Source organism: Paraburkholderia sp. BR14320, assembly GCF_040948665.1.
Lineage (GTDB): Bacteria > Pseudomonadota > Gammaproteobacteria > Burkholderiales > Burkholderiaceae > Paraburkholderia > Paraburkholderia youngii.
The window spans coordinates 35,702-47,966 of sequence record NZ_JBFPKG010000029.1; the positions used below are offsets into that span (position 1 = coordinate 35,702).

11 protein-coding genes are annotated in these 12,265 nt (G+C 65.4%); all 11 read left to right on the forward strand.

Translation table 11 applies throughout. The features are described from left to right. Window positions 1-209 precede the first annotated feature (209 nt). The 11 genes from AB3X89_RS24430 to AB3X89_RS24480 all read left to right on the forward strand — a co-directional run bounded on the left by AB3X89_RS24430 (window position 210) and on the right by AB3X89_RS24480 (window position 12,087). A complete protein-coding gene (locus tag AB3X89_RS24430) occupies window positions 210-899 on the forward strand; it encodes an ABC transporter permease (protein ID WP_176110610.1) in 690 nt (229 codons plus the stop codon). Window positions 900-904: 5 nt separating this feature from the next. Next, the gene (locus AB3X89_RS24435) at window positions 905-1,618 is read left to right on the forward strand and encodes an ABC transporter permease (protein ID WP_368585566.1); all 714 of its coding nucleotides are present in this window, start codon (window positions 905-907) and stop codon (window positions 1,616-1,618) included. An 88-nt stretch (window positions 1,619-1,706) separates the two neighbouring features. Further along, window positions 1,707-2,498 carry an ABC transporter ATP-binding protein gene (locus tag AB3X89_RS24440; protein ID WP_176120081.1) on the forward strand — a complete coding sequence of 264 codons (792 nt, stop codon included), beginning with the start codon at window positions 1,707-1,709 and terminating at the stop codon, window positions 2,496-2,498. 28 nt (window positions 2,499-2,526) lie between these two features. After that, complete coding sequence (locus AB3X89_RS24445; protein ID WP_368585567.1) at window positions 2,527-3,570, forward strand: GlxA family transcriptional regulator; 1,044 nt, start codon at window positions 2,527-2,529, stop codon at window positions 3,568-3,570. 304 nt (window positions 3,571-3,874) lie between these two features. Continuing rightward, a complete protein-coding gene (locus AB3X89_RS24450) occupies window positions 3,875-5,110 on the forward strand; it encodes an aspartate aminotransferase family protein (protein ID WP_368585568.1) in 1,236 nt (411 codons plus the stop codon). 76 nt (window positions 5,111-5,186) lie between these two features. Then, window positions 5,187-6,239 carry an arginine/ornithine succinyltransferase subunit alpha gene (aruF, locus tag AB3X89_RS24455; protein ID WP_368585612.1) on the forward strand — a complete coding sequence of 351 codons (1,053 nt, stop codon included), beginning with the start codon at window positions 5,187-5,189 and terminating at the stop codon, window positions 6,237-6,239. Continuing rightward, the gene (gene astA / locus AB3X89_RS24460; protein ID WP_176108957.1) at window positions 6,236-7,273 is read left to right on the forward strand and encodes an arginine N-succinyltransferase; all 1,038 of its coding nucleotides are present in this window, start codon (window positions 6,236-6,238) and stop codon (window positions 7,271-7,273) included. The genes aruF and astA overlap by 4 nt, the downstream gene beginning before the upstream one ends. A gap of 2 nt (window positions 7,274-7,275) precedes the next feature. Beyond that, the gene (astD, locus tag AB3X89_RS24465) at window positions 7,276-8,739 is read left to right on the forward strand and encodes a succinylglutamate-semialdehyde dehydrogenase (RefSeq protein WP_368585569.1); all 1,464 of its coding nucleotides are present in this window, start codon (window positions 7,276-7,278) and stop codon (window positions 8,737-8,739) included. Window positions 8,740-8,751: 12 nt separating this feature from the next. Then, entirely contained in the window at window positions 8,752-10,092 is a 1,341-nt protein-coding gene (astB, locus tag AB3X89_RS24470; protein ID WP_368585613.1) for an N-succinylarginine dihydrolase, read from the forward strand. Next, window positions 10,076-11,146 carry a succinylglutamate desuccinylase gene (gene astE / locus AB3X89_RS24475; protein ID WP_368585570.1) on the forward strand — a complete coding sequence of 357 codons (1,071 nt, stop codon included), beginning with the start codon at window positions 10,076-10,078 and terminating at the stop codon, window positions 11,144-11,146. Before astB ends, astE begins: the two co-directional genes overlap by 17 nt. A gap of 146 nt (window positions 11,147-11,292) precedes the next feature. Continuing rightward, on the forward strand, window positions 11,293-12,087 hold the full coding sequence (locus AB3X89_RS24480; RefSeq protein WP_368585571.1) for an ABC transporter substrate-binding protein: 795 nt from the start codon (window positions 11,293-11,295) through the stop codon (window positions 12,085-12,087). Window positions 12,088-12,265 lie beyond the last annotated feature (178 nt).

Below are 12,265 nucleotides of genomic sequence, written 5' to 3' on the forward strand. Positions count from 1 at the left end.
CACCTGACAAAACGATAACCCTCGTGATACCAAGCGCTACGAGCGTTCAGCGCGCGCCGGCAGCGTCATGCTGCGTCGCAGCAATCCAGTCGCCCGGTATTTGAGAAATTGATTTCCGCTTGCGAGACTCCGCGCCATGCCGGAGCAGCGAGCCGCCCACGAAGCTGCCGCCATCCGCGCCAATTCAACGAACCTGGATGGAGACACGCGTGTTCCTATACGGCTTTGGTCCCGTGCTGCTCGCCGGCACGCTGCAGACGATCGAGCTGTCCGTTCTGTCGCTGGCGGCCGCCGTGTTGCTCGGCCTCGCGGGCGCGGCGGCGAAACTCTCGTTCAACCGGCCCCTCAGGGCCATCGCGACCGGCTACACGACGCTGATCCGCTCGGTGCCCGACCTCGTGCTGATGCTGCTGCTGTTCTACAGCATCCAGATGGCGGTCAACGATCTGACCGACGCGCTCGATCTGCCGCAGTTCGACATCGATCCGTTCGTGGCCGGCGTGCTGACGCTCGGCTTCATCTACGGCGCGTATTTCACCGAAACCTTCCGCGGCGCTTTTCTCGCGGTGCCGCGCGGCCAGCTCGAAGCGGGCAGCGCGTACGGCATGAGCGGCGTGCGCGTGTTCACCCGCATCCTGTTTCCGCAGATGATGCGCTTCGCCTTGCCCGGCATCGGCAACAACTGGCAGGTGCTCGTGAAGGCGACCGCGCTGGTGTCGATCATCGGTCTCGCCGACGTCGTCAAAGCCGCGCAGGACGCCGGCAAGAGCACCTTCAACATGTTCTTCTTCATCCTCGTCGCCGCGCTGATCTATCTGGCGATCACCACCGTCTCGAACGTCGCGCTGATCTGGCTGAACCGCCGCTATTCGATCGGCGTGCGACACGCGGAGCTTTGAACGTCATGATCGACATCATCAATCAATTCTGGAAGGCGTATCTGTTCTGGGATGGGCAGCGTCTGTCGGGTCTTGCGGTCACGCTGTGGCTGCTGGTAGCGTCGATCGCGATCGGCTTCGTGTGCGCGGTGCCGCTCGCGGTCGCGCGCGTGTCGAAGAAGCGCTGGCTGTCGACCCCGGTACGTCTGTACACCTACGTGTTTCGCGGCACGCCGCTCTACGTGCAGCTGCTGTTGATCTACACCGGCGTGTACAGCCTCGCGTTCGTGCGCTCGCACAGCCTGCTCGACGCGTTCTTTCGCAGCGGCTTTCACTGCGCGATCCTCGCGTTCGCATTGAACACCTGCGCGTACACGACCGAGATTTTCGCCGGCGCGATCCGCTCGACCTCGCACGGCGAAGTCGAGGCGGCGCGCGCCTATGGCATGAGCTGGTTCACGATGTACCGGCGCATTGTGATACCGTCCGCGCTGCGTCGCGCGTTGCCGTTGTACAGTAACGAAGTGATCCTGATGCTGCACGCGACCACGGTCGCGTTCACGGCCACGGTGCCCGACATCCTGAAGGTCGCGCGCGATGTGAACTCTGCGACCTACCAGTCGTTCAACGCGTTCGGGCTCGCGGCGTTAATTTACCTCGTGGTGTCGTTTGCGCTGGTTGCGTTGTTCCGGCGCGCCGAGCGCCGCTGGCTCGCGCATCTCGCGGTGCGCACGCATTGAGCGCGCGTTGACATTGCAGCGGACGCCGCGCGCTTGAGCACCGCGGCGTCCGCATCAGACCGATCCGTATCTTCACTGGGAGAGCATCTTGCTCCATACCACTCAAACCGAAGCTTGCAAGCTCGCCGTACAGGACATCCACAAGCGCTACGGCGACAACGAAGTGCTCAAGGGCGTGTCGCTGAACGCGAACAAGGGCGACGTGATCAGCATCATCGGCGCGAGCGGCTCGGGCAAGAGCACCTTCCTGCGTTGCATCAATTTTCTCGAGCGGCCGAACGCCGGGCAGATCATCGTCGATGGCGAGGCGGTGAAGACGAAGACCGATCGCGCCGGCAATCTCGAAGTCGCCGATCACAAACAGTTGCAGCGCATCCGCACGAAGCTTGCGATGGTGTTCCAGCACTTCAATCTGTGGTCGCACATGAACGTGCTCGAGAACATCATCGAGGCGCCGATTCATGTACTCGGTCTGAAGCGCAAGGAAGCCGAGGACCGTGCGCGCGAATATCTGGAGAAGGTCGGTCTCGCGCCGCGTCTCGAGAAGCAGTATCCGTCGCATCTGTCGGGCGGCCAGCAGCAGCGCGTCGCGATTGCGCGGGCGCTCGCGATGCATCCCGACGTGATGCTGTTCGACGAACCGACTTCCGCGCTCGACCCGGAACTCGTCGGCGAAGTGCTGAAGGTGATGCAGAAGCTCGCCGAGGAAGGTCGCACGATGATCGTCGTCACGCACGAAATGGGCTTCGCGCGCAATGTGTCGAACCATGTGATGTTCCTGCACCAGGGCCGCACCGAGGAAGAGGGCAATCCGGCCGAGGTGCTGAGCGCGCCGCGCAGCGAGCGCCTGAAGCAGTTCCTGTCCGGCAGCCTGAAGTAACGCGCGGCCCGCTTTTCACGGACACCCGATGGCCCGCACGTCCAGCCCGGCTCGCACGACCCAGGTCGCGATCGTCGCATTGCCGCCCGTGTCGATGTCGGGCGTCGGGCCGATCGTCGACGCGCTCAATCTCGCCAATGAAATCGACGGCCGCGCGCTGTATCGCGTGCAGGTCTGTTCGTGGGACGGCCGCGCGGTGCCGCTGTCGGGCGGCGCGCAATGGCCGGCCGACGCCGCGTTCGGCGACGCGATCGCGTGCGACTGGCTGATCGTCGTCAGCGAGCGGTTCCAGCAGTTCGCCGACTATCGGTTGTTTCTCGCGAGCCTCGCGCGCGTCGGCCAACGCACGCCGCTCGTCACCGGCATTCACCACGGCGTGTGGTGGCTCGCGATGGCGGGGCAGTTGTCCGGCTATCGCGTCAGCGTGAACTGGGAAACCTATCAGCAGTTCTCCGAACAGTTCGAACGCTCGATTGTCACGCAGCAGATCTTCGAAATCGACCGCGATCGCGCGACCTGCGCGGGCGGTCAGGCGACCGTCGACTTCATGCTCGCGATGATCGGCCGCGAGCACGGGCCCGAACTCGCGGAGCGCATCGCCGATACGCTCGGCGTCGGTGTGCTGCGCGCCGGCGAGGAGCGTCAGCGCATCCCGTTCGTGACTGCGCCGGGCGAGCGTCATCCGCGCCTGAACGACGCGCTGCTGCTGATGGAAGCCAATATCGAGGACCCGCTGACCACCGATGAAATCGCCGGCCTCGTCGGCGTCTCGCGGCGGCAGCTCGAACGCCTGTTTCGCCAGTATCTCGGCTCGATGCCCTCCAAATACTATCTGGGGCTGCGGCTGTCGAAGGCGCGCACGCAGTTGCAGCGCACCAGCAAATCGGTCGTGCAGATCAGCCTCGCGTGCGGGTTTTCGTCGGCGGCGCATTTTTCGAATGCGTATCGGGAGCACTTCGGCGTCACGCCGCGCGAGGATCGCCGCAACTGGATCGAGCGGCAGACCGGTGCGCACGGCGGCGCGAGCGAGCCCCGGCCGGCCGCGCTGATCGAGCGGCCCGAGCTCGATTGATGCACAGCGGCGCGCGCAGTCGGGCATAGCTCGTGCGCAAGCTGGAAGCCGTCTGAAAGCGGAGCAGGGGCATGTCCGGCGCGGGCGGCGCGGCCGCACCGCCGAAGTCCGACACGAGCGACACGAACCCGACACGAACCGCTCACACAGTAAGAACGAAACACCTGCACGAACAGTACCCGCGGTACCCGCCGTGGCGCGACGACGCGCGGAACCTCATAGAAAGCGTCGCGTATGCGCAAGACGCGCCGCGCACGGTTTCCTACACTAGCTGTATTACCTGTCACCCGTAAAAGGATTAGCCATGAACGACCTGACTGTGACACGCCAGACCTTCGACGAAGTCATGGTGCCGGTGTTTGCCCCCGCCGCCTTCGTACCGGATCGCGGTCTCGGCTCGCGCGTGTGGGACACGCAAGGCCGCGACTATATCGACTTCGCCGGCGGCATCGCCGTCACCGCGCTCGGTCATGCGCATCCGGAGCTGCTGAAGGTACTGCATGAGCAGGGCAGCAAGCTGTGGCACATCGGCAATGGCTACACGAATGAGCCGGTGCTGCGTCTCGCGAAGCGCCTTGAAAGCCTCACGTTCGCCGATCGCGCGTTCTTCGCGAACTCGGGCGCCGAAGCGAACGAGGCCGCGCTGAAGCTCGCGCGCCGCGTCGCGTTCGACCGTCACGGCGCGCAGAAAGACGAAATCATTTCGTTTACGCAGTCGTTCCACGGCCGCACGCTGTTCACCGTCAGCGTCGGCGGCCAGCCGAAGTATTCGGAAGGCTTCGGCCCGGTTCCCGCCGGCATCAAGCATCTGCCGTACAACGACATCGCGGCGGCGAAGAAGGCGATCGGCGCGCAGACCTGCGCGGTGATCGTCGAGCCGATCCAGGGCGAGGGCGGCGTGATCCCGGCCGATCCGGCGTTCCTCAAAGCACTGCGCGAAGCGTGCGATCAGCACAACGCCGTGCTGATTTTCGACGAAGTGCAAACCGGCGTGGGCCGCAGCGGCTACTTCTACGCGTACCAGGACACCGGTGTGACGCCCGACATCCTGACCACCGCGAAGGCGCTCGGCAACGGCTTTCCGATCGGCGCGATGCTGACCACCAAAGAGCTCGCCGCGCACTTCAAGGTCGGCGTGCACGGCACGACCTACGGCGGCAATCCGCTCGGCTCGGCGATCGCGGAAAAAGTGGTCGAGCTCGTCAGCGACCCGAAGCTGCTCGAAGGCGTGCGCTCGCGCAGCGAAGTGCTGAAAGGCCATCTCGCGAAGTTGAACCAGCGGTTAGGGCTTTTCAGCGAAGTGCGCGGCAAGGGTCTGCTGATCGGCGCCGAACTGAACGACGCGTATCGGGGCCGCGCGAAGGACTTCGTCACCGCGGCCGGCCAGCACGGCGTGATCATGCTGATGGCGGGCCCGGACGTGCTGCGCTTCGTGCCGTCGCTGATCATGCCGCTCGACGACATGGCCGAAGGCTTCGCGCGGCTCGACAAGGCGTTCGGCGAACTCGTCGGCGCGAATGCGCAGGCGGCGTCGCGTTGATGTTCAGACCGTGCAATCCTCCACGCCTGCGCACGCCGATGCGGCGATTCATGCGTCACATTCAACAGGAACGATGATGTACTTCGTACGTCCCGCCCGCCTTGCCGATCTCGATGCGCTCGAGCATATGGCGCGCACCGCGCAACCGGTGCTGCATTCCCTGCCGCACGACCGGCGCGCGCTCGAAGCGCGCGTCGCGTTGTCCGAAGACTCATTTCGCGCGGAAGTCGATTTTCCGGGCGAAGAGTTCTATCTGTTCGTGCTCGAAGATTCGGACACCGGCAAGCTGATGGGAACCGCGAGCATCGTCGCGGCCGCCGGTTACGCGGACCCGTTCTACGTGTTTCGCAACGACGCGCTGATTCATGCGTCACGTGAGTTGCACGTGAATCGCAAGATTCACGCACTGACGATGTCGCACGAGCTGACCGGCAAGAGCCGGCTCGCGGGCTACTACATCGACCCGTCGCTGCGCGGCGACGCAGCCGCGCAACTGATGTCGCGCGCGCGGATGATGTATATCGCCGCGAATCGCAAGCGCTTCACGCCCGAGGTGTTCTCGCTGCTGCTCGGCGTCACCGACGAAAACGGCATGTCGCCGTTCTGGGAAGCGGTGGGCCGCAAGTTCTTCGGCCGCAATTTCGCCGACATCGAAGTCGAATCGGGCGGCCGCAGCCGCACCTTCATCGCCGAAGTGATGCCGACCTATCCGGTGTATGTGCCGCTGCTGCCCGAAGCGGCGCAGCGCGTGCTCGGCGAGCCGGATGCGAATGCGCTGCTCGCGTACGAGATTCATCTCGAGGAAGGCTTCGAGACCGATCGCTACGTCGATATCTTCGACGCGGGTCCGGTGCTGACCGCGCAGATGGATCGCAGCGTCAGCGTGAAGCACAACGAAACGCGCGTCGTGCGCGAGGCACCGGCGCCGCACGGTGCAACCTACCTGATCGCGCACAACGGCGCCGACGGCGAGTTCCGTTGCGTGCTCGGCGAGCTCGCGCCCGGCAAGGAGTCGGGCGCCGTGTTGTCGCAGGCGGCGCTCGCCGCGCTCGGGGTGCGCGAAGGCGATACGGTGCGGTGCGTGCCGCTGCATCAGCCGCAGGATGAACAATCGGGAGACGCGCAATGATCGTCGTTCGCGTAGTGCAACGAGGCGATGTGGATGCGCTGATGCGGCTCGCGCAGGAAACCGGGCCGGGCCTGACGACGTTCAAGCCGGATCGCGATGCGCTCGCAGCGCGTGTCGAACGCGCGCGCCGCACGATGGAAGATCGGGCCGAGCCGCACGAGGCCGGCTATTTCTTCGTGATGGAAGACACCGCGACCGGCGACGTGGCCGGTGTCTGCGGGATCGAAGCGGAGGTGGGGCTGCAGCAGCCGTTCTACAACTATCGCGTGAGCACGGTCGTGCACGCGAGCCAGGATCTCGGCATCTGGACCCGCATGCACGCGCTGAACATCTCGCACGACCTCACCGGTTATGCGGAAGTGTGCTCGCTGTTCCTGAGCCCGCGTTATCGCACGAGCGGCGTCGGCGGCTTGCTGTCGCGTTCGCGCTTCATGTTTCTCGCGCAGTTTCGCGAGCGCTTTCCGCAGCGTCTGTGCGCGGAGCTGCGCGGCCATTTCGACGAGCAGGGCACGTCGCCGTTCTGGCGCGCGGTCGGCTCGCACTTTTACCAGATCGATTTCAACGCCGCCGACTATCTGAGCTCGCACGGCCGCAAGGCGTTTCTCGCCGAGCTGATGCCGCGCTATCCGGTGTACGTCGAGCTGTTGCCGGAAGAAGCACAGCGCTGCGTCGGCCTCACGCATAGCGACACGATCCCCGCGCGCCGCATGCTCGAAGCCGAAGGGCTGCGCTACGAGAACCACGTCGATATTTTCGATGCGGGTCCGGTGCTCGAATGCCATATCGCCGATTTGCGCACCGTGCGCGAGAGCGTGCTGGTCGCGGCCGAGATCGGCGACGCAGCGGAGCCGGCCGCGCAGGACGGACTGAAGTCGATGGTATCGAATACGTCGCTCGGCGATTTTCGCGTCGGGGTCGTGGCGGGCGTGGCGCGCAACGGCGTGTTCCGCCTCAGCGCGGCCGAAGCCGACGCGCTTCGGGTAAAGGCAGGCGATCCGCTGCGGGTGCTGCCGGTGAAACACAAACAAGGATGATCATGAGCGAGCTTTTCATCGCCGGTGAGTGGGTCGCCGGCACAGGACCCGTGTTCGCGTCGCACAATCCCGGCACGGGCGCGGTGGTGTGGCAAGGCAATAGCGCATCGGCGGACGACGTCGATCGCGCGGTACGCAGCGCGCGCCGCGCATTCGCCGCATGGTCGGCACTGACGCTCGACGAGCGCTGCGCAGTGGTGCGCCGCTTCGCCGCGCTCGTGACCGAGCGCAAGGAAGCGCTCGCCGAAGCGATCGGCCGCGAGACCGGCAAACCGTTGTGGGAAGCGCGCACCGAAGCGGCGTCGATGGCCGCGAAGGTCGAGATCTCGATCCAGTCGTACAACGAGCGCACCGGCGAAAAGCGCTCGGCGATGGCCGATGGCACCGCGGTGCTGCGGCATCGTCCGCATGGCGTGGTCGCGGTGTTCGGCCCGTATAACTTTCCGGGCCATCTGCCGAACGGGCATATCGTGCCCGCGCTGATCGCCGGTAACGCGGTCGTGTTCAAGCCGTCCGAACTGGCGCCCGGCGTCGCGGCGCTCACCGCGCAGATCTGGTGCGATGCGGGGCTGCCCGCCGGCGTGCTGAATCTGGTGCAGGGCGAGAAGGACACCGGCGTCGCGCTCGCGAATCACCGTCAGATCGACGGACTGTTCTTTACCGGTAGTTCGGATACAGGAACATTGCTGCACAAACAGTTCGGCGGCCGGCCGGAGATCGTGCTCGCGCTCGAAATGGGCGGCAACAACCCGCTCGTGATCGGCCCGGTCGCGGACCTCGACGCCGCCGTGCATCACACGATCCAATCGGCGTTTCTGTCGGCGGGGCAGCGTTGCACGTGCGCGCGCCGCATCTTCGTGCCCGACGATGCGTTCGGCGAGCGTTTTCTCGCGCGCCTGACGGAAGTGACCGCGCGCATCGGCGTCGGCGAATACAACGCCGAGCCGCAGCCGTTCATGGGCGCCGTGGTGTCGGCGCGCGCGGCCTCGCGTTTGATCAGCGCGCAGGAACGTCTGCTCGCGAGCGGCGCGAAGGCGCTGTTGAAGATGGAGCAGCGCGATCCGCAACTCGGCTTCGTCACGCCCGCGATTCTCGACGTGACCGGCGTGAAGGACCTGCCCGACGAGGAGCACTTCGGCCCGCTCGCGCAGATCATCCGCTACCGCAACTTCGACGATGCGCTCGAACAGGCGAACGACACGGAGTTCGGTCTGTCTGCGGGCCTGCTCGCCGACGACGAAGCGCTGTGGACGCATTTCCAGCGCACGATTCGCGCGGGCATCGTCAACTGGAACCGGCCGACCAATGGCGCTTCGTCGGGCGCGCCGTTCGGCGGGCCGGGCCGCTCGGGCAATCATCGGCCGAGCGCGTACTATGCGGCCGATTACTGCGCGTACCCGATGGCCTCTGTCGAAAGCGCGCAACTGAACATGCCCGCGAGCGTCTCGCCGGGCCTTCAATTCTAAGGATCGACGATGCTGCAAGCCACTGAAGCCAATTTCGACGGCCTGGTCGGCCCGACTCACAACTACGCGGGCTTGTCGTTCGGCAACGTCGCGTCGCAGAGCAACGAGAAGTCGGTCGCGAATCCGAAGGCCGCGGCGCGCCAGGGTCTGCGCAAGATGAAGCGGCTCGCGGACCTCGGCTTTCATCAGGGCGTGCTGCCGCCGCAAGAGCGTCCGTCGATGCGGCTGTTGCGCGAGCTCGGTTTTTCCGGCGACGACGCTTCGGTGATCGCGCGCGTCGCGAAGAACGCGCCCGAGCTGCTCGCAGCGGCGAGTTCGGCCTCGGCGATGTGGACCGCGAACGCCGCGACGGTGAGCCCGTCCGCGGATACGCACGACGGCCGCGTGCATTTCACGCCGGCCAATCTGTGCAGCAAGCTGCATCGCGCGATCGAGCATGAATCGACGCGCCGCACGTTGCGGGCGATGTTCAGCGACACCGACCGCTTCGTCGTGCACGAGGCGCTGCCCGGCACGCCCGCGCTCGGCGACGAAGGCGCGGCGAATCACACGCGCTTTTGCGAGCAGTACAAGGCGCGCGGCGTCGAATTCTTCGTGTACGGCCGCAGCGAGTATCGTCGTGGGCCGGAGCCGAAGCGCTATCCGGCGCGCCAGACGTTCGAGGCGAGCCGCGCGGTTGCGCATCGTCATGGCTTGCAGGAAGCGGCGACCGTGTATGCACAGCAGAACCCCGAAGTGATCGACGCGGGCGTGTTTCATAACGACGTGATCGCGGTCGGCAATCGCAACACACTGTTCTGCCATCAGCTCGCGTTCGTCGATCAGCAAGCGGTGTACGACGAGCTGCGCTCGAAGCTCGCGAACCTTCACGCGGGCTTCAACGTGATCGAAGTGCCCGACGCGCAGGTCAGCGTCGCCGATGCGGTGACGTCGTATCTGTTCAACAGCCAGCTGCTGACTCGGCCCGATGGCAAGCAGGTGCTGGTCGTGCCTCAGGAGTGCCGCGAAAATCCGCGCGTCGCCGCGTATCTGGATGAGCTGACTTCGCACAGCGGTCCGATCGACGAAGTGCTCGTGTTCGATCTGCGCGAGAGCATGAAGAACGGGGGCGGTCCGGCCTGTCTGCGTCTGCGCGTCGTACTCGACGACACCGAGCGCGCGGCGGTTGCGCCGGGCGTATGGATCGACGACACGCTGTTCGGCCGTCTCGATGCGTGGATCGAAAAGCACTATCGCGATCGTCTCGCACCGGCCGATCTCAGCGATCCGCAACTGCTGGTCGAATCGCGCACCGCGCTCGATGAGCTGACGCAAATCCTCGCTCTGGGCTCGCTGTATGACTTCCAGCGCTGATTACGCGATGTCGGCCCCGAGCGCGATGCTCGACGATTTTCTCGCGTGGACGCTCGCGGGTTCGCGGCCTGCCGCGCATCGAGCGCAAGGCACGTGCGGGAACGGTGTGCGCTGGACGTGGCAGGGCGACGGCGTGCTCGTCATCGAGCCCGCACAGCGGCATGCAGGCGTGCGCAGCGTGCTCGTCTCGGCCGGCGTGCATGGCGACGAGACCGCGCCGATCGAACTGCTGTCGCGCATCGTCGCCGATATCGCACAGGGCCGCGCGGCGCTCGCGTGCCGGCTGCTCGTGATTCTCGGCAACATCGATGCGATGCGCGACGGCGGCCGCTATCGCGACGACGATCTGAACCGGCTCTTCAGCGGCCGTCATCTGCAACTGCCGCACAGTCATGAAGCGCCGCGCGCGGCCGCGCTCGAACAGGCCGCAACGCGCTTTTTCGCGGACGCGTCCGACGCGCCCGGCGCGCGCTGGCATATCGACATGCATACGGCGATCCGCGCGTCGGTATTCGAGCGCTTCGCGCTGTTGCCGCATACCGGCAAGCCCTTTTCGCGGGCGATGTTCGAATGGCTCGGCGACGCGCGCATCAGCGCGGTGCTGCTGCACACGACGAAGGGCAACACCTATTCGCACTTCACCGCGCAAGCGTGCGGCGCCGATGCGTGCACGCTCGAACTTGGCAAGGTGCGGCCGTTCGGCCACAACGACCTGACGCGCTTCGAGGGCGCGGATCTCGCGGTGCGCGCGCTGCTGGCCGGCACGCGAATGAACGCACACGGCGACGCGCAAGCCACGCTGCCGCGCGTGTTCACCGTCGTCGATCAGCTGACCAAGCAAAGCGACGCATTCGAGCTGCTGCTCGCGCCCGACGTGCCGAACTTCACGCCGCTCGCCAAGGGCACCCTGCTCGCGCGCGACGGTGACTATCAATACACGGTGCAGCGCGACGAAGAGCGCATCGTGTTTCCGAACCCGGCGGTCAAGGCCGGCCTGCGCGCCGGACTGCTGGTCGTCGATACCACCGCCGAGACGCTGCCCAGGCTTGTCTAGACAGGCTCCGTGTACAATCGCGGGCTTCGCGGCTGACGCACCTACCGGTTACTCCGGCCGCGCGAGTCCGGAGCGCGGCAGGCGTCATCCGCCTGTGCGCGCGAAATCGGCTCCGTTTCAGTCAACACCGTAAAGGAACACCCGTAATGAAGAAGAATTGGCCCAACCTGGCCGCGCTCGCGCTGTTCGCGACGGCGGCGTTGACCGCAGGCACCGCGTCGGCTGCTGAGATCAAGGAAGTGCGCTTCGGCGTCGAAGCGTCGTACGCGCCGTTCGAATCGAAGTCGCCCGCGGGCGAGCTGCAAGGCTTTGACATCGACGTCGGCAATGCCGTGTGCGCGAAGCTGAAGGCCAGATGCGTGTGGGTCGAGAATTCGTTCGACGGTCTGATTCCGGCGCTCGAAGCGCGCAAGTTCAGCGCGATCAACTCGGACATGACGATCACCGACCAGCGTCGCCAGGCGATCGACTTCACCGATCCGATCTACACGATCCCGAATCAGATGATCGCGAAGAAGGGCAGCGCTCTGCAGCCGACGCCCGCATCGCTGAAGGGCAAGCACGTCGGCGTGCTGCAGGGCACGATCCAGGAGACCTATGCGAAGGCGCGCTGGGCGCCGGCCGGTGTCGACATCGTGCCGTATCAGACTCAGGACCAGATCTACGCGGACCTCGCGTCGGGCCGTCTCGACGCGTCGTTCCAGGACGCCGAAGCGGCATCGAAGGGCTTTCTGAAGAAGCCGCAAGGCGCGGGCTTCGAGTTCGCCGGTCCGGCCGTGAGCGACGACAAGCTGCTCGGCGCGGGTGTAGGCTACGGCGTGCGCAAGAACGACAAGGCGCTCAAGGATGCGCTGAACGGCGCGTTGAAGGAGCTGAAGGCCGATGGCACGATCGACCGCCTCGCCGCCAAATACTTCGACGTGAAAGTCGTGCTGAAGTAACGTTGCATCTGACTCTGCAAAACGGCCGCTGATGCGGCCGTTTTGCTTTTTGCACGCGTGTCGCAAACGTTCAACAAATATTTCGAGATATTGCCCTGTAAGCCTGTTCGTGCCCAATGACGCTGCGATAAAATTGCGACGCACGCTGCCGCGCGTCGACGAGCTTCCAACGTCACGG

Excerpts from the sequence above, each read along its gene's own strand:
- AB3X89_RS24445 (WP_368585567.1), top strand. The coding sequence starts at position 2,527 with ATGGCCCGCACGTCCAGCCCGGCTCGCACGACCCAGGTCGCGATCGTC.
- astD (WP_368585569.1), top strand. The coding sequence starts at position 7,276 with ATGAGCGAGCTTTTCATCGCCGGTGAGTGGGTCGCCGGCACAGGACCC.
- AB3X89_RS24435 (WP_368585566.1), top strand. The coding sequence starts at position 905 with ATGATCGACATCATCAATCAATTCTGGAAGGCGTATCTGTTCTGGGAT.
- AB3X89_RS24450 (WP_368585568.1), top strand. The coding sequence starts at position 3,875 with ATGAACGACCTGACTGTGACACGCCAGACCTTCGACGAAGTCATGGTG.
- astA (WP_176108957.1), top strand. The coding sequence starts at position 6,236 with ATGATCGTCGTTCGCGTAGTGCAACGAGGCGATGTGGATGCGCTGATG.
- aruF (WP_368585612.1), top strand. The coding sequence starts at position 5,187 with ATGTACTTCGTACGTCCCGCCCGCCTTGCCGATCTCGATGCGCTCGAG.
- AB3X89_RS24480 (WP_368585571.1), top strand. The coding sequence starts at position 11,293 with ATGAAGAAGAATTGGCCCAACCTGGCCGCGCTCGCGCTGTTCGCGACG.
- astE (WP_368585570.1), top strand. The coding sequence starts at position 10,076 with ATGACTTCCAGCGCTGATTACGCGATGTCGGCCCCGAGCGCGATGCTC.